At 72.3% G+C, this 21,001-nt stretch carries 13 protein-coding genes; 6 read left to right on the top strand and 7 right to left on the bottom strand.

Going from position 1 to position 21,001, the window contains the following annotated elements; translation table 11 throughout:
• Positions 1-84 precede the first annotated feature (84 nt).
• The 4 genes from ACWCSD_RS23615 to ACWCSD_RS23600 all read left to right on the top strand — a co-directional run bounded on the left by ACWCSD_RS23615 (position 85) and on the right by ACWCSD_RS23600 (position 12,071).
• Positions 85-6,099, top strand: a complete 6,015-nt coding sequence (locus tag ACWCSD_RS23615) for a phospholipase A2 (RefSeq protein WP_449917880.1) — start codon at positions 85-87, stop codon at positions 6,097-6,099.
• A 152-nt stretch (positions 6,100-6,251) separates the two neighbouring features.
• Positions 6,252-9,245, top strand: a complete 2,994-nt coding sequence (locus ACWCSD_RS23610) for a BTAD domain-containing putative transcriptional regulator (protein ID WP_449917877.1) — start codon at positions 6,252-6,254, stop codon at positions 9,243-9,245.
• 70 nt (positions 9,246-9,315) lie between these two features.
• Positions 9,316-9,687, top strand: a complete 372-nt coding sequence (locus tag ACWCSD_RS23605; protein ID WP_397158879.1) for a hypothetical protein — start codon at positions 9,316-9,318, stop codon at positions 9,685-9,687.
• Between the two features lie 74 nt (positions 9,688-9,761).
• The gene (locus ACWCSD_RS23600; protein WP_449917875.1) at positions 9,762-12,071 is read left to right on the top strand and encodes an ATP-binding cassette domain-containing protein; all 2,310 of its coding nucleotides are present in this window, start codon (positions 9,762-9,764) and stop codon (positions 12,069-12,071) included.
• A gap of 52 nt (positions 12,072-12,123) precedes the next feature.
• On the opposite strand, the gene ACWCSD_RS23595 is transcribed toward ACWCSD_RS23600, so the two are convergent.
• Positions 12,124-12,999 carry a hypothetical protein gene (locus ACWCSD_RS23595; RefSeq protein ID WP_397158883.1) on the bottom strand — a complete coding sequence of 292 codons (876 nt, stop codon included), beginning with the start codon at positions 12,997-12,999 and terminating at the stop codon, positions 12,124-12,126.
• Positions 13,000-13,040: 41 nt separating this feature from the next.
• Entirely contained in the window at positions 13,041-13,934 is an 894-nt protein-coding gene (locus tag ACWCSD_RS23590; RefSeq protein WP_358300076.1) for a S66 peptidase family protein, read from the bottom strand.
• Between the two features lie 101 nt (positions 13,935-14,035).
• Between ACWCSD_RS23590 and ACWCSD_RS23585 the strand changes: the two genes are divergently transcribed.
• Complete coding sequence (locus ACWCSD_RS23585) at positions 14,036-14,920, top strand: sulfotransferase family protein (RefSeq protein ID WP_364340103.1); 885 nt, start codon at positions 14,036-14,038, stop codon at positions 14,918-14,920.
• On the opposite strand, the gene ACWCSD_RS23580 is transcribed toward ACWCSD_RS23585, so the two are convergent.
• From ACWCSD_RS23580 to ACWCSD_RS23560, 5 genes are all read right to left on the bottom strand, one after another.
• Positions 14,892-16,781: an ABC transporter ATP-binding protein gene (locus ACWCSD_RS23580; protein ID WP_397158886.1), complete on the bottom strand. Its 1,890-nt coding sequence runs from the start codon at positions 16,779-16,781 to the stop codon at positions 14,892-14,894. The two genes, ACWCSD_RS23585 and ACWCSD_RS23580, sit on opposite strands and share 29 nt — an antisense overlap.
• 103 nt (positions 16,782-16,884) lie before the next feature.
• Positions 16,885-17,712 carry an enoyl-CoA hydratase/isomerase family protein gene (locus tag ACWCSD_RS23575; RefSeq protein ID WP_358300085.1) on the bottom strand — a complete coding sequence of 276 codons (828 nt, stop codon included), beginning with the start codon at positions 17,710-17,712 and terminating at the stop codon, positions 16,885-16,887.
• Positions 17,713-17,857: 145 nt separating this feature from the next.
• A complete protein-coding gene (locus ACWCSD_RS23570) occupies positions 17,858-18,073 on the bottom strand; it encodes a helix-turn-helix domain-containing protein (protein WP_352363545.1) in 216 nt (71 codons plus the stop codon).
• Positions 18,074-18,186: 113 nt separating this feature from the next.
• Complete coding sequence (locus ACWCSD_RS23565; protein WP_358300088.1) at positions 18,187-19,785, bottom strand: ABC-F family ATP-binding cassette domain-containing protein; 1,599 nt, start codon at positions 19,783-19,785, stop codon at positions 18,187-18,189.
• A 157-nt stretch (positions 19,786-19,942) separates the two neighbouring features.
• Entirely contained in the window at positions 19,943-20,521 is a 579-nt protein-coding gene (locus ACWCSD_RS23560; RefSeq protein WP_449917867.1) for a TetR/AcrR family transcriptional regulator, read from the bottom strand.
• Between the two features lie 86 nt (positions 20,522-20,607).
• Between ACWCSD_RS23560 and ACWCSD_RS23555 the strand changes: the two genes are divergently transcribed.
• The coding region (locus ACWCSD_RS23555) for an SDR family oxidoreductase (RefSeq protein ID WP_449917864.1) at positions 20,608-21,001 on the top strand (394 nt) is incomplete at its 3' end.

The following is a 21,001-nucleotide window of genomic DNA, read 5'->3' as shown; positions in this document are numbered from 1 at the left end:
GAACGGCCTTACACCCCCCGCGGAGGTTGGACGGTGTTGAAGAAACCCAGGCGGCTGACTCCCTTACCGCCGCTCGTCGTCCTGTTGCTGACATCCACGGCCCTCGTGCCGCTTCCCGCGCGGGCCGCCCCGCCCGCGCCCGCCAAGGCGCAGGCGGCGGTCGCCTGCCCGGACGAGATGCCCACCGAGATCTCCGCCCGGCTGGCCGCCGCGGTCTGCGGCAAGCGGATCAGGGCGGCCTCGCTGACCACCGAGACCGACGAGTTCTTCGTCAACCCGGCCGGCACGGTCACCCAGGAGCACCGCTACCGCCCGGTCCGGGTCAAGCGGGGCGAGGCGTGGGTGCCCGCCGACCCGACGCTCGCGGCGGGCCAGGACGGCACGGTCGCGCCGAAGGCCGCAGCGGTCTCCTACAGCTTCTCCGGCGGCGGCGACGGCCCGCTGGTCACCGCCGCCGAGCGGGGCACCCGCCTCACGCTCGGCACGCCGCTCGGCGCCCTGCCCGAGCCGGTGCTGGACGGCGCCACCGCCACCTACCCCGACGTGCTGCCGGGCGTGGACCTGGTGCTGACCGCGGACGTGGACGGCTTCGCCGAGAAGCTCGTCGTCAAGACCCGGCAGGCCGCGGCGAACCCGGCGCTGAAGGAGCTGACGTTCGCCACGTCGGTGAAGAAGGGCGAGGTCAGGACCGACAAGCACGGCAACGTCTCGATCCTCGACGCCGAGGGCGAGCCGGTGTTCGGCTCGGCGGCGCCGGAGATGTGGGACGCCGCCACCGAGTCGGCCATGACCCGCAACCCGGCCACCCCGGCGCTGGCCGCCCAGCCGGGCCGGCGGGCCAGGATGGGCGTGCGGCTGTCGGGCCGCGAGCTGCGCGTCACCCCCGACGCCGCGCTGCTGGCCGACCCCGCCACGGTCTACCCGGTGACGATCGACCCGAGCTTCACCTCGGCCAAGTCCGGCTGGACGTACGTGGACTCGGCCTATCCCACCAGCGCGTACTGGAACTCGGCGAACGACGCGACGGCCGGCACCAGCAACGGCGGCGGCTACAAGCGGCGCTCGTTCTTCAACATGGGCCTGTCGGGCCTGGCCGGCAAGCACATCACGGCGGCCACGTTCAACATCAAGGAGACGTGGGCCTGGTCCTGCTCGGCGCGGAACGTCGAGCTGCACAGGACCGCGGCCGTCGGCTCGGGCACGACGTGGAACAACCAGCCCGCCTCGAACCTGAACATCGGCGCCAAGAACGTCGCCTACGGCTGGTCGTCGGCCGGTCAGGGCGGCGCGTCGAGCTGCCCGGCGGCCTGGGTCGGCTGGGACGTCACCAGCGCGGTGCAGAGCGTGGTGAGCGCGAACGGCACGTCGGTCACCTTCATGGTCAAGGCCGGCAGCGAGACCGACAACTACTACTGGAAGCGCTTCGCCAACAACCCCAACATCGCGATCACCTACAACTCGCTGCCGGGCACGCCGTCGGCCCTGGCCGTCGCGCCCTGCTCGGTGTGCGCCAGCCCGGCCGTGGTGGGCGCGGCGCAGCCGACGCTGTCGGCCAAGGTGAGCGACGCCGACGGGCAGGCGCAGCGGGCCGACTTCGAGATCTGGACGGCCGACCACGCGACCAAGGTGACCGGCGGCTCGGCCGCGAACGTGGCGAACGGCGCCACCGCCTCCTGGAAGGCCGGCACGGCCCTGGCGAGCACGTCGTACGCCTGGCGGGTGCGCTCGCACGACGGCGCCGACTACGGCCCCTGGTCGGCGTGGTTCGCCTTCACGGTGGACGCCGCCCCGCCGCCCGCCCCCGAGGTGTCCTCGAACGACTACCCGCAGGACGCCTGGGCCAAGGGCTCGGGCCAGGCCGGCCAGTTCACCATCACGCCGGCCTCGGCCGACGCGTCCTCGGTGTTGTGGTCGTTCGACGGCGGCGCCCAGCAGTCCGCCGCCAATTCCGGCGCGCCGCACACGGTGAGCTGGACGCCCCCCGCCGACGGCCCGCACACGCTCAAGGCGTGGGTCAAGGACAAGGCGGGCAATCTGTCGGAGGCGACGACGTACGCGTTCAACGCGGGCGGCTCGGCGGTCACCTCGCCCAAGGACGGGCAGTCCACCGCCCGCCGGACGGTCCTGTCGGCCACCGGCAGCGCGGGGCTGAGCGCGGTCGCCTTCTCCTACCGGCGCGGCGAGGCCGACTCCTGGCACCAGGTGCCGGCGGCCGACGTGCGCAGGAAGTCCGACGGCTCGGCGGTCGCCTGGCCGGTGGCGATGAGCGCGGGCGCCTCGCCCGAGCTGGTCTGGGACACCACGCACACGCTGACCGAGGACGGCTCGATCGAGATCAGGGCCGAGTTCGTCACCTCCTCGGGCACGGCCGCCTCCCAGCCGGTGGACCTGGTCGTGGACCGGGACGGCGAGGGCGCCTCCACCCAGCCGGTCGGCCCCGGCTCGGTCAACACGCTGACCGGCGACTTCAGGATGGCCGCCACGGACGCCAACGTGTACGGCATCGGCCTGATGCGCTCGTTCTCCTCGCGTGACCCGCGCAAGGGCCCGGCGCTGCCCGGCGTGGCGGCGATCTTCGGCACCGAGTGGACGCCGACCGGGCTCGCCCAGTCGGGTCAGGGCACGTTCGCCCAGCTGCGGGCCACCTCCGCCACCTCGGTCGAGCTGAGCGGCGAGGGCTCGGCGGTGGCCTTCACCAAGAACGCCGACGGCTCGTACGAGCCGCAGCAGGACGCGGCGAGCCTGAAGCTGACCTTCGACGCCGCGGCCGACCGCTACACCCTGTCGGACACGAACTCGGCCGAGCGCACGGTGTTCGCGAAGGTGGACGCCGCCGCGCCGATCTACCTGGTGCGGGCGGTCTACCCGGCCAGCGGCAAGGGCAGCACGGCGTTCGTGTGGCAGTCGGTGACCGGCTCGGACGGCAAGGCGCTGGCCCGGCCGGTCAAGATCATCGCGCCGTCGTACACGCAGGCCGACTGCGACGTGGACACGCTGGCGAGCCTGCCGCAGGGCTGCCGCCTGATCAAGCTGGACTACGCCACGACCACGACCGCGGGCGCGCAGCTCGGCGACGTGGCCGGGCAGGTCAAGGCGATCAGCCTGTGGGAGGGCGGCGCGAGCGCGCCGCTGGGCCTGTCGGAGTACCGCTACGACGACCTGGGCCGCCTGCGCGAGCAGTGGAACCCGGCCACCCCCGACATCAGGACGCGCTACGACTACGACCTCGGCGGCCGGGTGAACCGCTACACCCCGCCCGGCGAGCTGCCGTGGACGTTCAGCTACGGCAAGGCGGGCAACGCCGACACCGCCGCGGACGGCATGCTGCTCGCGGTCTCCCGCCCGACGCTGCGGCCCGGCACGCCGAGCGAGACGAACGGCACCGCGGTCACGTCGGTGGTCTACGACGTGCCGATCAGCGGGACGGGGGCGCCCTACGGGATGAGCGAGACGGCCACGGCCGCCTGGGGGCAGAGCGACTCCCCGGTGGACGCGACCGCGATCTTCCCGGCCGACCAGGTGCCGGCCAACCACACCGGGCGCGGCGGCCTGGCCGCCTCCGACTACGGCCGGGCCACGATCACCTACCTGAACGCCTCCGGGCAGACGGTCAACCGGGTGGAGCCCGGCGGCGCGGTCTCCACCAGCCAGTACGACGCGCAGGGCAACACGGTGTTGTCGCTGTCGGCCGGCAACAGGGCGCTCGCCCTGGCCCAGACGCCGGACGCGGGCGCCGAGCTGACCCGGCTCGGGCTGCTCAACGCCTCGCCCGCGGACCGGGCGCGGCTGCTGGCCGAGGAGTCCGCCTACAGCTCCGACGGGCAGCGGATGGTCTCCGAGCTGGGCCCGCTGCACCTGGTCACGCTGAACGGCACGCAGGTCGCGGCCAGGAAGCACACGGTCAACACCTTCGACGAGGGCCGGCCGGCCGACGCCAAGGTGTCGAACCTGGCCACGACGGTGGCGGTGGGCGCGTACGTGCCCGGCGCGACCTCGGACGCCGACGTGCGCACGAGCCGGACGTACTACGACTGGAACACCGGCAAGAGCGTCAAGACCGTGGAGGACCCCGGCGGCCTGGCGATCACCAAGACCACCACGTACGACTCCGACGGCCGGGTGGTCGCCACCACGATGCCGAAGTCGTCGGGCGACGACGCGGGCACCACGACCAGCGAGTACTACACGGCCGACGGCGCCGGCGCGTGCGGCGGCAAGGCCGAGTGGGCCGGGCAGCTGTGCCGGACGAGGTCCAAGACGGGCGTCGGCGACAGCGGCACCCGTCCGGCCGAGCTGGTCACCAAGGTGTACGCCTACGAGCCCGGCGGCCGCGTGTCGTCGGTGACCGAGACGGCCAACGGGGTGACCAGGACCACGACGACCACGTACAACCCGGCGGGCGACATCGTGAAGACCGTCGTGTCCGGCGGGGCCGGGACGGCGGTGCCCGAGGTGAGCACCACCTACGACGCGGCCGGGCGCGGGGTCAGGACCACGGCCTCCAACGGCACCTCGATCATCCGTGAGTACGACGCGCTGGGCCGTCAGACGTCCTACACCGACGCCGACGGCGGCGTGACCAGGGTCGAGTACGACGCCCTCGACCGCATCACCAGGAAGACCGACGGAGCGCCCTCGACGGTCACCTACGCCTACGACGACGTGCGCGGCGCGCTGGCCACCATGACCGACTCGGTGGCCGGGACGTTCACCGCCACGTACACCGTCGACGGCTCGATCAGTCACGAGAGCCTGCCGGGCGGCCTGTCCTACGACCTGGCCCGGGACCCGTCCGGCGCGCCGGTCTCGCGGGTCTACCGGACGGCGGCGGGGACGCGGCTGCTGGACGACTCGGTGACCTGGTCGATCCACGGCCAGCAGGTGAGCCACAACGGGCTGTCCGCCCAGAAGATCGGCTACGACAAGCTGGGCCGGATCGCCTCGGTGGACGACACCGTGAGCGGCCTGTGCTCGCGCCGGGCCTACGGCTACGACGCCAACTCCAACAGGACGGGGCTGACCACGAGCGCCTGCGACGGCTCGGGGGCGGTCACCGAGAACCACGCCTACGACGGCGGCGACCGGCTGGCCGACGCCGGCTACGAGTACGACGCCTACGGCCGCACCACGGCCACGCCGGCCGGGCTGAAGGCGGAGTACTACACCACCGACCTGGTCCGGCAGATGACGTCGGGGGCGGTGCGGCAGTCGTACACGCTGGATCCGGAGCTGCGCCGCAACACCACCACGCTGGAGCAGCTGTCCGGCGGCACGTGGAGCGCGGCCGGCAAGCGGGTCGAGCACTTCGACGCCGACGACGACACGCCCGCCTGGGTCGTGGAGGGCGGCGCGGTCACCAGGAACGTGCACTCCATCTCCGGCGGCCTGGCCGCGGTCACCTCGGCGACCGGCGACGTGCGGCTGCAGCTGACGAACCTGCACGACGACATCAACGTGGTCTACGCCGACGGCGTGCCGCTGGCGCTGGACTTCGACGAGTTCGGCAACCCGCGCGCCGGTCAGCCCGCGATGCGCTACGGCTGGCACGGCGCGGCCGAGCGGGCCGCCGACACCCCCGACGGCACGATCCTCATGGGCGTGCGGCTCTACCAGCCCAAACTGGGACGGTTCCTGCAGACCGACCCGGTGGAGGGCGGCAGCGCCAACGCCTACGACTACGCCAACCAGTCGCCGACCTCCAACGCCGACCTGGACGGCAAGAAGTGGTACTGGTGCACCAACTTCTGGCACTTCGCCTTCAACCACTGCGGCGTCAGCTACGCCTACTACCACGGCAGCTGGCGTTACGTGCACTGGAAGAAGACGCCGGCCGGCTGGTGGGTGCGCGGCGTGTACTACGACTACTGCACCAAGTCACCCGACAAGCCGCTCGGCTACGACTTCCGCCAGGCGTGCATGATGCACGACTACGGGTACGCCCTGCGCAACATGGGGTATATCCACAGCAAGTACCAGGTGGACTACATCTTCTATTACGTCCTGTACTGGGGCGTCTGCTCCCACTACTTCTTCAAGGGGACATGTCGCAGCATCGCGTACGCGTACTTCCTTTCGGTGGTCGCCTTCGGCCACCCGTGACCTAGGATGAGCCACCGGCGGGAGCTACCACGAAAGGCTCCCGCCGGTGCCTTTTTCTCCCGGTCGGCGCAGGGTTGACGGGAGTCGGACGTTGATGCACATTGAAGCAGCTTTGATCTTCCTTGTGCACCAACGTCCTTGCGGGGAGCGCGATGGAGTTCGCCGTACTTGGGCCGCTTCACGTCTCGGATGACCAAGGGCCGCTGCCGCTCGGCGTCGGCAAGCAGCGCACCCTGCTGGCCGAGCTCCTGTGCCGGGCCGGCCGCCCGGTCTCCCCCGCCACGCTCGTCGAGGCCCTGTGGGAGCAGCGCCCGCCGCGCACCGCCGCCGACAACCTGCGCCTGTACGTGCACCAGCTCCGCCGGACGCTCGGCCAGGACCGCATCACCCGCACCGACGCCGGCTTCGTCCTGGCCGTGCACCCCGGCGAGCTGGACGCCGAACGCTTCGAGACCCTGGCCGGCCGCGGCGGCGACGCGCTGTCCGGCGGCGACCACGAACAGGCCGCCACGCTGCTGCGGCAGGCGCTGGAGTTGTGGCGCGGGCCCGCCTACGCGGGGCTGAACCTCACCGCCGGACTGCGCGACCACGCCCGCCGCCTGGAGGAGGAGCGCCTGGCGGCCCTGGAGCACCGGATCGAGGCCGACCTGGCCCGAGGCCTGCACGCCGTGCTCATCGCGGAGCTGACCGAGCTGGTCGCCGAGCACCCGCTGCGCGAACGCCCGCGCCGCCAGCTCATGCTCGCCCTGGCCCGGTCGGGACGGCAGGCCGAGGCGCTGGCCAGCTACCGCGAGGCCCGCCGGGTGTTCGCCGCCGAGCTGGGCCTCGACCCCGGCGCCGAGCTCAACCGCCTGCACCAGGCCATCCTCACCGGCACCCTCGACCCGACCCCCGGCGGCGCCGGTGGCGCCGCCGGGCCCGCGGCGCGCTCCCCCGCCCAGCTCCCGACCGACATCTCCGACTTCACCGGACGCGGCGAGCAGCTCGCCCAGCTCACCGCCCTGCTCGGCGACGAACCGCCGCAGGGCCCCGGCCAGGTGCGGGTGTGCGTGATCGCGGGCATGGGCGGCGTCGGCAAGACCACGCTGGCCGTGCACGCCGCGCACCGCATCGCCCGCCACTACCCCGACGGCCAGCTGCACACCAACCTGCACGGCGCCGAGGCCAGCCCCGCCGACCCCGGACAGGTGCTGGCCGCCTTCCTCACCGCGCTCGGCGTGCCGCGCTCCACGCTGCCCGAGAGCGTGGACGAGCGGGCCGCGCTGTTCCGCAGCAGCCTGGCCGAGCGGCGCATGCTGATCGTGCTCGACAACGCCGCCTCCGAGCAGCAGGTGCGCCCGCTGCTGCCGGGCACGTCCGGCTGCGCCGTCATCATCACCAGCAGGGCCAGGCTGAGCGGCCTGTCCGGCGCGGCCCTGATCGAGCTGTCGGTGCTGCACCTGCGGCAGGGCGTGCGCCTGCTGGCCAGGATCGCCGGCGCCGGGCGGGTGGAGGCCGAGCCGGAGGCGGCGGCGGAGATCGTCCGGCTCTCCGACGGGATCCCGCTGGCCGTACGGGTGGCCGGGGCCCGGCTGGTGGCCCGGCCGCACTGGCCGCTGACCCGGCTGGCCGGGCAGCTCAAGGACGAGCGGCGGCGGCTCGACCAGTTCGCGACCGGCGACCTGGCGGTCCGGGCGAGCCTGGCGCTCAGCTACGTGGGGCTGGAACCGGCCGCGCGGCGGGCCTTCCGGCTGCTCGGCACGCTGGAGGCGCCCGACTTCGCCGGATGGGTGGCGGGCGCGCTGCTGGACCTGCCCGTGCCGGTGGGCGAGGAGCTGGTGGAGTCGCTGGTGGACACCCAGCTCGTGCTGATCAGCGGCGTCGATCCGGCCGGGCAGCCGCGCTACCGCTTCCACGACCTGGTCCGCCTGTACGCCCGCGAACGTGCCGAGCTGGAGGACCGGCCCGAGGCGGTCGCGGCGGCGCTCGGCCGGGCCTTCGGCGGCTGGCTGGCGCTGGCCGAACAGGCGACCGAACGCGTCCAGGGCAGCTCCTCGGCCATCATCCACGGCTCGGCCCCGCGCTGGAGCTCGCCCGACGGCACGCCGCTGGAGATCCGGCAGGACCCGATGGCCTGGTTCGACACCGAGCGCACCGCGCTGGTCGCGGCGATCCGCCAGGCGTGCGCGCTCGGCCTGGCCGAGGTCGCCTGGGACACCGCCTGCTGCGCCGAGCGCTACTTCGACGTGAGCGGCCTGTTCGACGACTGGCGGGCGCTGCACGAGCGGGTGCTGGCCGCCTGCCTGGCCGCCGGCGACCGGCTGGGCGAGGCGGTGATCCGGCGCGGCCTCATGCACGCCACCACCTGGACCGAGACCGGCGGCGCCATGGCCGCCCAGTACGACGGCGCCGAACGCCTGATCGCCATGTTCACCGAGCTGGACGAGCGGCGCGGCCTGTCCGACGCGTACGTGCTGCGCGCCTGGGGCGAGGCGGCCAGGGGCGACATGGCACAGGGCCTGCGCTCGGGCCGCATCGCGCTGGAGCTGGCCGAGCGCAGCGGCCACCAGGGCGGCGAGGCCAGGGCGCACGTGTGCATGGCCGTCGCCTACGGCACCAGGGACATCAGGATGGCCATCGTCCACCTGCTGCGCGGCCTCGACCTGGCCACCAAGCTCGGCAACCCCCGCTTCGAGGCCACGACCCTGCAGTTCCTCGGCCTGGCCCACGCCCACGCCAAGGAGTTCGAGGCCGGGCTGGAGTACATGGTGCGGGCGCTGGCCATCTACCGGCAGATCCGCGACCCGCTGCTGGAGACGATGGGCCTGGTCGCCCTGGCCAAGCTGTACGCCGGCCACCACGACCCGCGGGCCAGGGCGGTCGCCGAGGCGGCCGAGCTGCTGAGCCGCTCCCACCGGCTGGCCCACCACCGGGCCGACGCGCTGTGGGTGCTGGGCGGGGTGGACCTGGCCGAGGGCCGGGTGAAGGAGGCCGTCGCGCACCTGGAGGAGTCGGTGAACCTGTGGCGCGCGCGGGGCTGGCAGGAGTTCCTGGCGGGGGCGCTGGACAGCCTGGCCGAGGCGTACACGGCGGCGGGCGACCCGGCGGCGGCGGCCGCGGCCCGGCGGGAGGCTCGCTCGCTTGCCGGTTCTCCTCAGACGGGTTGAGTATCCGAGCGCTCGTGTCCCCGCCCCCGCCGCGGGCATGCTGGCCGTCAGGACCAGTGTGAGGAGAGAGATGCCGCGTTCCGCCCTGCTGTGGGCCGTGATCCTGATCGCCGGAGGCGTCGCCGCCGTGGCCGTGTGCGTGCTCACCGCGCCCGCGGTCGCGCCCGGCGCGCCGAAGGACGTCCTGGACTCCCCGGCGCTTGTGCCGGCCTTCGCCGCGCTGGCGGTCCTGGCCGGGCTGGCCGCGTGGGCCGTCCCGCATCCGTTGTGGGGGGCCGTCGCCGCCGCGCCGTTCTTCGTGCACTTCGCCGCCGGGGTGGTGAGCGAGCTGCGCGGGGGCGGGCAGGGGTTGTGGCCGGTCGGGCTGATGTTCCTGGTCGGCCTGACGTTGCTGCCCCTGGCCGCCTCGCTCGTCACGTCGCTGATCGCCAGATCCCGCTGAGCCCCACGGCGACCGTACTGCGTACGGTACGATCGCCTACCCGCTCCCCATTTGATGTGACAAGAAGGGATTCCGTGGCCACCAGCGCCAAGTCCGACGCCGTACGCACCCGATCCGCCGATCACACCGCCGCCGACAGCCACGACGTCATCCAGGTACGCGGCGCCCGCGAGAACAACCTCACCGGCGTCGACCTCGACCTGCCCAAGCGCCGCCTCACCGTGTTCACCGGCGTGTCCGGCTCGGGGAAGTCCTCGCTCGTCTTCGACACGATCGCCGCGGAGTCCCGGCGGCTGATCGACGAGACGTACACCACGTTCGTCCAGAACTTCATGCCGAGCCTGGCCCGTCCCGACGTGGACTCGCTGCGGAACCTCAGCGCGGCGATCATCGTGGACCAGGAGCGGATGGGCGCCAACGCCCGCTCGACCGTGGGCACCGCCACCGACACCTACACGATGCTCCGGATCCTGTTCAGCCGGCTGGGCTCCCCCCAGGTGGGGCCGCCGTTCGCGTTCAGCTTCAACCGCGCCGAGGGCATGTGCCCCGAGTGCGAGGGGCTCGGCAAGGTCGCCGGCGTCGACGTCGACGAGCTGGTGGACCGGGACAAGTCGCTGAACGAGGGCGCCATCAAGATCCCCGGGTACGCGGTGGACACCTGGTACTGGCAGATCATGGTCGGCTCGGGCCTGTACGACCCCGACACCAAGCTGCGCGACTTCACCCCCGAGCAGTGGGCGGACCTGCTCGACAAGCCCGCCACGAAGATCAAGTACGGCACCAGCAACTTCACCTACGAAGGGCTGGTCACCAAGGTCAAGCGCCAGTACCTGGCCAAGGACCGCGAGTCGATGCAGCCGCAGGCCCGCGCCTTCGCCGACCGGGCGCTCAAGCTGACCGGCTGCACCGCCTGCGGCGGCTCCCGCCTGAACGAGGCCGCCCGGTCCTCCCGCATCGACGGCCGCAACATCGCCGACTGCTCGGCCATGCAGATCAACGACCTGGCCGAGTTCGTCAAGGGCATCGGCGACCCGAGCGTCGGCCCGGTGCTCCAGGGGCTGCGCGACACGCTGGACTCGCTGGTCGAGATCGGCCTCGGCTACCTCAGCCTCGACCGCGAGTCCGGCACGCTGTCGGGCGGCGAGGCCCAGCGGGTGAAGATGGTGCGGCACCTCACCTCCAGCCTGACCGACGTCACCTACGTCTTCGACGAGCCGACGGCCGGGCTGCACCCGCACGACATCCAGCGGATGAACAACCTGCTGCTGCAGCTGCGCGACAAGGGCAACACCGTGCTCGTGGTCGAGCACAAGCCCGAGGTGATCGAGATCGCCGACCACATCGTGGACCTCGGTCCCGGGGCGGGCACCGGCGGCGGCCGCATCTGCTACGCCGGCGACCTCGACGGGCTGCCCGGCTCGGGCACCCTGACCGGCCGCTACCTCGGCCACCGGGCCGCGCTGCGCGCCTCCGTCCGCCCGGCGAAGGGGCAGCTGGAGGTGCGCGGCGCCACGCTGCACAACCTGCGCGGCGTCGACGTGGACATCCCGCTCGGGGTGCTCACCGTCGTCACGGGCGTGGCGGGCTCGGGCAAGAGCTCCCTCATCCACGGGTACGTGTCCGGCCGCGAGGGCGTGGTGGTCGCCGACCAGTCGCCGATCCGCGGGTCGCGGCGCAGCAACCCGGCCACGTACACGGGCGTGCTCGACCCCATCCGCACGGCGTTCGCCAAGGCCAACGGGGTCAAGCCGGCCCTGTTCAGCGCGAACTCCGAGGGCGCCTGCCCGGCCTGCAAGGGCATCGGCCTGATCTACACCGAGCTGGCGATGATGGCCGACGTGGCCTCGGTGTGCGAGGCGTGCGAGGGGCGCCGGTTCACGCCGGAGGTGCTGACGTACCGGCTGCGCGGCAAGAACATCAGCGAGGTGCTGGAGATGCCGGTGGCCGAGGCGCGCGCGTTCTTCCCGAGCGGCCAGGCCAGGACGATCCTCGACCGCCTCGACTCGGTCGGCCTGGGCTACCTCGGGCTCGGCCAGCCGCTCACCACGCTGTCGGGCGGCGAGCGCCAGCGGCTCAAGCTGGCCATCCACATGGCCAGGAACGGCACCACGTACGTGCTGGACGAGCCCACCACCGGCCTGCACCTGGCCGACGTGGACCAGCTCCTGGCCCTGCTCGACCGGCTGGTGGACGACGGCAACACGGTCATCGTCATCGAGCACCACCAGGCGGTGATGGCCCACGCCGACTGGATCATCGACCTGGGTCCCGGGGCGGGCCACGACGGCGGCCAGGTGGTGTTCACCGGCACCCCGGCCGAGCTGGTGGCGAAGGGCGACTCGCTCACCGCCGTGCACCTGCGCGACTACGTGGGACAGGCGTAGCGCGACGCCCCCCCGGGCCATCGGGCTCGGGGGCCGCGGCGTCAGCCCTGCCTCACACGGCCAGGCGGGCGAGGATGCGGGCGAACTCCGGCGGCGGGGCCACCACCAGCCTCGTCTGCCCCTGCTGCAACACGATGTCGGCCTTGATCAGCGTCAGCCGTCCCTGGTGCCACCAGTAGACCTGCGCGCTCAGCCCGCCGGTGCGGGCCGCGTGCACCCGCAGGCGTTCGATGGCGCGCACCACCCCGATGCCGTCCACCGGGCGCACCAGCACCGTGTACGGGTCCGGCAGCACCACCAGCACCCCGTCGGCGGGCACCGTGAGGTGGTCGCCGAGCCAGCGCAGGTGCGTGGCGGCCGACGGGTGGGCGCCGGTCAGCCGGGTCACCGGCGTGCCGCCCAGCTCGATGCGCTCGACCTGCAGCCGCTCGGCCCGCCGGACGTTCGCCACGGCCAGGTCGAGCGCCTGAGCCGTCGGGACGGGCCAGCAGCCGGCCTCCTCGGGCCGCACCAGGCGGGAGCCGACGGTCAGCAGCTCCACCAGGTCGGCGTTGAGGTGCCGCCCCACCACCCGGGTCAGGTCGGGGACCTCGTCCACCGCCTCGACCCGGGTGCGCAGCAGGGGCGCGGCCTGGTCGAGGTCGCAGGCATCGTAACGCTCGTCGGCGGTGGCCAGGGCGTGCGCGAGGTGCTCGGAGACCAGCACCGGCCAGTCCTCCCTGGCCCGGCGCCCGGCCTCGCGGCGCAGCCCGGTCAGCCTCACCACCAGCTCCGCGACGCCGTCGCCGCGCAGGGTCAGCGACGCGCCGTCACGGGCGAACTCGCACACGAACCCCAGGGACTCCGCGACGAGGCCGAGCAGGGAGTCGAGGTCGACGTCCTCGATCGGCCGGCGGGAGGGCTCCCGGTCACGCCTGAAGAAGCTCACACACCGTCCCCTCTGTCGGATTCGTCCCTTTAGGTGTCTTCCTACCTTGCCTGCTCGCCGTCGCGGAACGGACCAGCCAGGGAGCACGATTCGGTATCGATAACCCCAAGCTCCCCCAGCCACACGCTCATCTGTGGTGACCCGTGCCCCACCGGAAGCCCGGCCACCACGGGCACCCCGAGCGGCGCCAGCCGGTCGGCCAGCACCGGGTACGGATCGCCGCAGTCCACCCACGACCCGAGCGCGATCCCCCGCACGCCGTCGAACGCCCCGGCCTGCAGCAGCTGCGTCAGCATCCGGTCGATCCGGTACGGCTCCTCCCCGATGTCCTCCAGCAGCACCAGCTTGCCGTCGAACGAGGGCTGGTACCGGGTGCCGCACATCGAGGCCAGCAGCGACAGGTTGCCCCCGGTGAGCACGCCCTCGGCCCGTCCGGGCACCAGCACCCGGTCGCCCCGCACGGTCGCGCTCTCCCCGGCCAGCGCCGCCCACAGGCTCTCCCACGAGCGCGGCTCGGGGCCCTGCTCGGCGGCGATCGTGTCGCAGGCCGTCATCGGCCCGTGCAGCGTGGGCACGCCCAGCTCGATCGCGAAGGCGTTGTGCAGGGCCGTGATGTCGCTCGACCCGACCAGCACCTTGGGCCCGGCCGCGCGCATGGCGTCCCAGTCGAGCAGGCCGAGCAGCCGGGCCGCGCCGTAGCCGCCCCGGCCGCAGAACACCACCGACACGGCCGGGTCGCACCAGGCGGCCTGGAGGTCGGCGGCGCGGGCGGCGTCCTGGCCGGCCAGGTAGTCGAGATCCTGGCGGTCGAGCGCGTGCGCCCCCGCCACCACCTTCAGCCCGAGGGCCTCCAACCGCTCGACGCCGCGCTGGAACAGCACGGGTGAGGGCGGCCCCGACGGCATGACGATCGCGACGGTGTCACCTTGCTGCATCGGTCAACTCCTGCACGCCTGGGAGCGCCGGGGCCCGGGTAAGCACCGAAACGCTGATTGGCTCGTTCACCTGCCAAACGGTGTCACACTTGTGGTCCAGTATGCGACTTCCGCCCCACATCCTCGTGGTCAACGGCATCAAGGTCCGCAGGCCCGTCTTCCTGCTCGGCGCCCCGCACTCCGGCGCGGACCTGCTGGCCCGCGCCCTCAAACGCTCCCCGGGCTTCCACGTCACGACGGGCCGCGCGAGCGTGGCGCACGTCGTGTACGCCTTCGCCCGCAAACCGTCCATCGGCCGCACGTCGGGCGCGGTCCGCGTGCTGCGCGACGCGCTGGCCGAGTCCTGGCAGGTCTCCCCGCGCTCGTGCGGGCAGTGCGCCGAGCCGTGCCGGGAGGCGGGCGGCGTGACCGGCAGCGGGCCGTGCGTGGAGCCCGGCGAGGTGACGCGGTTCGGCGACGGCAGCCCCGACCTGCTCTACAGCGCGCCCGTGCTGCTGCAGGCGTTCCCCGACGCCCGGTTCGTCCAGCTCATCAGGGACGGCAGGGACGCCGTCGCCGGCATGCTCGCCGACCCGGCGTGCCTGGCCTGGTTCAAGCCCGCGATGCTCTCCGACAGCACCGAGTTCCCCAACGCCTTCCTCGGCGTCAACAAGGACGAGCACCTCGACCGGTGGAAGGGCATGCCCGCGGCGGGCAAGGCGGCGCTGCGCTGGCGCAGCGCCGTGCGGCTGAGCGCCGAGCTGCGCCGGGAGCTGCCCGAGCGGCAGCTGCTCACCGTCCGCTACGAGGACCTGGCGCTCAAGCCCGCCGACACGCTCGCCGCGCTCACCGAGTTCCTGGAGACGCGGGTGTCCAAGATCGCGCTGTACGGCTCGCGCGTCCCCGAGGTCGGCGCCTGGCGGGCCCGGCTGCGGCCGGCCGACCTGGAGCTGGTGGAGAAGGTCGCCCGGCAGGAGCTCACCCGGCTGGGCTATCTCCCGAGCTGAACTGGGTGCGGTAGAGCTCGGCGTAGTGGCCGCCGCGCGCCAGCAGCTCCTCGTGCCGGCCCCGCTCGGCCACGCGCCCGTCGTGCACGACCAGGATCTCGTCGGCCTCCCTGATCGTGGACAGCCGGTGGGCGATGACCAGCGACGTACGGCCGTGCAGGGCCGTCTTGAGCGCGAGCTGCACGGCCGCCTCGGACTCGGAGTCGAGGTGCGCGGTCGCCTCGTCGAGCACGACCACGCGCGGCGCCTTCAGCAGCAGCCTGGCCAGCGCGAGCCGCTGCTTCTCGCCGCCGGACAGCCGGTAGCCGCGGTCGCCGACGACGGTGTCGAGCCCGTCGGGCAGCCCCTCGACCAGGTCGCCGATCTGCGCGGCCCGCAGCGCGTCGCGGATCTCCTCCTCGCTCGCGCCGGGCCTGGCGTAGCGGAGATTGGCCCCGATCGTGTCGTGGAACAGGTGGGCGTCCTGCATGACGACGCCGACGGTGTCGCGCAGCGAGTCGAGCGTGGCCTCGCGCACGTCGAGCCCGTTGATCCGGACGGCCCCCTCGTCGACGTCGTAGAGCCGGGAGACCAGGGAGGTGATGGTGGTCTTGCCCGCGCCGGAGTGGCCGACCAGCGCGATCATCTCGCCGGGCCGGGCGGTGAAGGAGACGCCCCTCAGCACCTCCTGCGACGGGCCGCCGGAGTCCTGGCGGGCCACCGACTCCAGGGAGGCCAGCGAGACCTCCTCGGCCGCCGGGTAGCGGAAGCGCACGTCGTCGAACTCGATGGTGACCGGGCCCTTCGGCACCGGACGCGCGCCGGGCCGCTCGGCGACCATCGGCTTGAGGTCGAGGATCTCGAAGACGCGGTCGAAGCTGACCAGCGCCGTCATCACGTCGACGTGCACGTTGGACAGGGACGTCAGCGGGCCGTACAGGCGCATCAGCAGGGCGGTCAGGGCCACCAGCGTGCCCAGCTCGAAGGCGCCGCCGACGGCGAGCACGCCGCCGATGCCGTAGACCAGCGCGGTGGCCAGGGCCGCGACCAGGCCGAGGGCGACCCGGAACACCGTGCCGTACATGCCGACGGTCACGCCGACGTCGCGGACGCGCCCGGCGCGGGCGGCGTAGGTGGCCGCGTCGTCCTCGGGCCGGCCGTAGAGCTTGGCGACCATCGCGCCGGCCACGTTGAAGCGCTCGGTGGTGACCGAGCTCATCTCGGCGTCGAGCTGCATCTGCTCGCGGGTCAGCGCGGACATGCGCCGGCCGACGTACTTGGCGGGCACGATAAAGATCGGCAGCAGCACCAGCGCGACCAGCGTGACCTGCCACGACAGCGCCAGCATCGCGCCCAGCACCAGGACCAGGCTGACCACGTTGGACACCACGGACGACAGCGTGCTGGTCAGCGCCCGCTGGGCGCCGATCACGTCGCTGTTGAGCCGGCTGACCAGCGCGCCGGTCTGCGCCCGCATGAAGAAGGCCACCGGCATGCGCTGCACGTGGTCGAAGACCTCGGTGCGCAGGTCGTAGATGAGCCCCTCGCCGATGCGCGCGGAGAACCAGCGCTGCGCCAGCGTCAGCGCGGCGTCGAGGACGGCGAGCGCGGCGATGGCCACGGCCAGGCCGATCACCACGTCGGTGCGGCCGGTCAGGATGCCGTCGTCGATGATCGCCTTCATCAGCAGCGGGTTGGCCACCACGATCACCGCCCCGGCCACCACGAGCAGCAGGAACGCCGCGATCTTCCTGAGGTGCGGGCGCGCGTGCCTGCCGATGCGCCGGACCGTGCCCGGCGCGATGCGCTGCTTGGTCACCGAGCCGTCGCGGCGCAGTGACATCCAGACCTGAGGGCCGAAGCCCCCTCCCATCATCGCCATACGGGGGATCCCTCCTCCTCCCCCGGATTCAGCGTCGCGAGGACCTCCGGCGATTCCGCGATCCGCTCACGGCGAACCGGAGCCCCGCCTCCGGCCGGCCGTCCTAACGCGGGCCGAACAGGGCTTTGATGCGCTTGGCCTGCTCCCTGCCCTCGGCCGCACTCTGCTCCTCCAGGGTGCGCGCCCGCGCCCCCTGGAGGAGGCGCTTCGTCGCCACCGCCGCGTCCCGGTTCGTCGACAGCAGCTCCGCGATCTTGTTCTGTACGGTCTTGTCCAGGTCGCCCCCGGCGACCACCTGCTCCGCGAGGCCGATGCGCATGGCCTCCTCGGCGTACACGTTCCTGGCGGTCAGGCAGATGTCGATCGCCTTGGCCAGTCCGACCAGCTCGACCAGCGGTTTGGTCCCCGTCAGATCCGGGACCAGGCCCAGTGCGGGCTCTTTCATGCAGAAGGTGACGTCGTCGGCCACGATGCGCAGGTCACAGGCGAGCGCGAGCTGGAACCCCGCGCCGATCGCGTGCCCCTGCACGGCGGCGATGGAGACGATCTCCGGGCGGCGCAGCCACAGGAAACCGTCCTGTGCCTGACGTATGCGCTGCTCGAAGGTCTCGCCGTCGGTTGCGGCGGCCGAGCTGAACGAGCCCTGTCCGGGCACTCCCTCCGGTGTGAACATCCGCAGGTCGATTCCTGCCGAGAAGGACGGTCCCTCACCTTTCACGACGACGACGCGCACCTGTTCGGGAAGGCTCTCCCCGATGCGAGCCAACGCCGACCATGTCGCGAACGTCTGGGCGTTGCGCTTTTCCGGCCGGTCCAGCGTGATCGTCGCTATCTCACCGTCCACCTCATGGCGAAGCCCGATCTCCGCCAGCCTTTCGGCAGAGACGTCCTCCGCGTTCCCCCCGCGCTGTGGTGCCTGTGCTTCCGCCATCGCCTGCTCCCTGTGTCCGGTCGCGCACGGGGTGCGCCACCAAGGCTGACCGTCGCGCCCGAGCTTACAGAATATGATTCTGGCTCGGGCGCGACAGCGGCTGACTAGGGACGGGCGGCTGCGGTCGCACGTTCCGAGACAGCCGTCAGCGCTTGGTCTTGCCTCGAGTCGCCCCGCCGCGCCCGCGCAGAGTCACACCGGACTCGCTAAGGATGCGGTGGATGAACCCGTAAGACCGACCGGTCGAAGCGGCCAGGGCGCGGATGCTCTCGCCCTGTGCGTAGCGCTTCTTGAGATCGCCGGCCAGTTTTTCCCGGTCGGCCCCGGTGACCCGGGTGCCCTTCTTCAGTGTCTCGGCCACGAGTACCTCCTGTAGTGCCGGACTTCCGCAGCGTTACTCCGCCATGATCAGTCATTTCAGCGGGATCGGCTACCTACTCCACGGGAAAAGATCCGTACCCACTCAAATTAAGATCAGGCAAGTGCCACAAGATCGGAAAATTCGTCGCTCCACGCGTCTTCAGTTCCGTCAGGCAGCAAGATCACCCTATCCGGTGACAAGGCGTCAACGGCACCCTCGTCATGGGTGACGAGGACGATTGCTCCTGAATACGACCTCAGAGCGTTGAGAACCTGCTCGCGGCTGACCGGATCGAGGTTGTTCGTGGGCTCGTCGAGCAGCAGGACGTTGGCGCTCGACAGCACCAGGATCGCCAGCGCGAGCCGGGTCTTCTCGCCGCCGGACAGGACACCGGCGGGCTTGTCGACGTCGTCGCCGGAGAACAGGAACGAGCCGAGGACCTTGCGCAGCTCGGTGTCGGTGAACTCGCCGCCCGCCGAGCGCATGTTCTCCAGGAGCGTGCGGGAGGGGTCGAGGGTCTCGTGCTCCTGGGCGTAGTAGCCGACCTTCAGGCCGTGGCCGGGCCGCAGCTCGCCGGTGTCGGGGGACTCGATGCCGCCGAGTATGCGCAGCAGCGTGGTCTTGCCGGCGCCGTTGAGGCCGAGGATGACGACCCTGTGACCTCGGTCGATGGCCACGTTGACGTCGGTGAACACCTCCAGGGAGCCGTAGGACTTCGACAGGCCCTCGGCCATGAGCGGCGTGCGGCCGCACGGCAGCGGCTCGGGGAAGCGCAGCCGGGCGACCTTGTCGCTCTGACGCTCCTCCTCGGTGCCGGCCAGCAGGCGGTGGGCGCGGCGCATCATGTCCTGGGCCGCCTTGGCCTTGGTGGCCTTGGCGCGCATCTTGTCGGCCTGGGCCAGCAGGGCGCCCGCCTGCTTCTCGGCGTTGGCCCGCTCGCGCTTCCTGCGCTTCTCGTCGGTCTCGCGCTGGGCCAGGTAGGCCTTCCAGCCGACGTTGTAGTGGTCGATCACCGAGCGGTTGGCGTCGAGGTGGAGGACCTTGTTGACCGTGGCTTCAAGAAGGCCGACGTCGTGACTGATGATCACCAAGCCACCTTGATGAGAGCGCAAAAAATCACGAAGCCACCCGATTGAGTCCGCATCTAGGTGGTTTGTCGGCTCGTCGAGAAGGAGAGTTTCCGCTCCGCTGAAAAGAATTCGCGCCAATTCCACGCGGCGCCGCTGACCGCCGGAAAGCGTTTGCAACGTCTGGCCGAGGACCCGGTCGGGCAGGCCGAGGCTGGAGGCGATGGAGGCGGCCTCGGACTCGGCCGCGTAGCCGCCCAGCACGTGCATCTGGTCTTCGAGCCTGCCGTACCGCTTGACGGCCTTCTCGCGGGTGCGCTCGTCGGCGGAGGACATGCCGATTTCGGCCTCGCGCAGCTTGCGCAGGACCTCGTCGAGGCCGCGCGCGGACAGGATGCGGTCGCGGGCCAGCACCTGAAGGTCGCCCGTACGCGGGTCCTGGGGCAGGTAGCCGATGCTGCCGGAGGAGGTGACCGAGCCCGCGGCGGGCAGCGCCTCCCCCGCGAGCACCTTGGTCAGGGTGGTCTTGCCCGCGCCGTTGCGGCCGACCAGACCTATCTTGTCGCCGGGGTTGACCCGGAAGGAGGCGTTCTCGATGAGCAGGCGCGCGCCCGCGCGCAGCTCGATGTCACTGGCGATGATCATATTGGCGGACACTCCCGAGCTAGGAAACGAGGATTGGGCGTGCGACCGCCGGTCAATCGGGAGTATGCATACAGATCAGTGTAGGGCCCCCGTGCCAGGCGCTACCTCTGCTTATAGGGGCTCCAGGTGCCCTCCGGTACGCGTGGGACAGGGGTCGTCAGGCCGGCAGCGCGGTCGCGGCGCCGGCGGCCATCCCGTCGAGCATGAGGTGCAGGTACTTCTCCGGACGGGCGGCCACGGGGGCGGGCAGCCCGTCCGGGTGGCAGGTGAAGACGTTGAGCAGGCTGACGACGTCCTCCCAGGTCACGTCGGGACGCATGCCGCCCTCCGCCTGGGCCCGCCGGACGAGCCCCTGGAGCAGCCCCAGCCAGCGTTCCTTGCTCTCGGCGAACTCCGCCGTGCCCGCGATGGCCTCCTCCGGCAGGTGGGCCAGCGCGGCGGCCAGCGCGACGCGGCCGGGGGCGGCGGCCCACAGCACGAAGCCGCGCAGCGCGCTCCAGGCGTCCCGCTCGCCGTCGACGGCGTGCTCCAGGGCCTCGGCCAGCGACTGGACGTAATGCTCGCCCAGCGCGGCGATGAGCGCCTCCCGGTCGGGGAAGCGGCGGTAGAGGGTGCCGACGCCGACGCCGGCCTGCCGCGCGATGAGCTCCATGGGCGCGTTGACGCCGCGCTCGGCCATCACCCGGGCGGCCGCGTCGAGGATCTTGACCAGGTTCCTTCTGGCGTCCGCGCGCACGTCCCGACCTCCTAAGTGGACGAATTGTTTCCGCTTAGTGTACCGTCCAGGCAAGCGGACGAAGAGATTCCACTTAGGAGGCCATCATGATCGTGATCACCGGCGCGACCGGGTCCATCGGCCGGGCCCTGGTCGCCCAGCTCGCCGGCCAGGACGTGCTCGCGGTGTCACGGACGCCCGCCGACCTGGGCGTACCGCACGCCGTCGGCGACTTCACCCGGCCGGAGACCATCGGCCGGCTGCTGTCCCCCGGCGACCGGCTGTTCCTCAACAGCTCGCCGTTCCCCGGGTTCGCCGAGCGGCTCAACGAGGTCGTCGACCTGGCCGCCGAGGCGGGCGTGGCCCAGATCGTCGAGGTCTCGGTCCGCGACGCCGCCCCCGGCGCCGCGCTCAGCGCCGGGCCCCACGGCGAGGTCGACGAGCACCTGCGGGCCTCCGGCGTGCCGCACGCCGTGCTGCAGCCGACCGGGTTCATGCAGA

The organism is Nonomuraea sp. NPDC001684, assembly GCF_053596515.1.
This window is presented reverse-complemented; position numbering and strand designations above follow the sequence as displayed.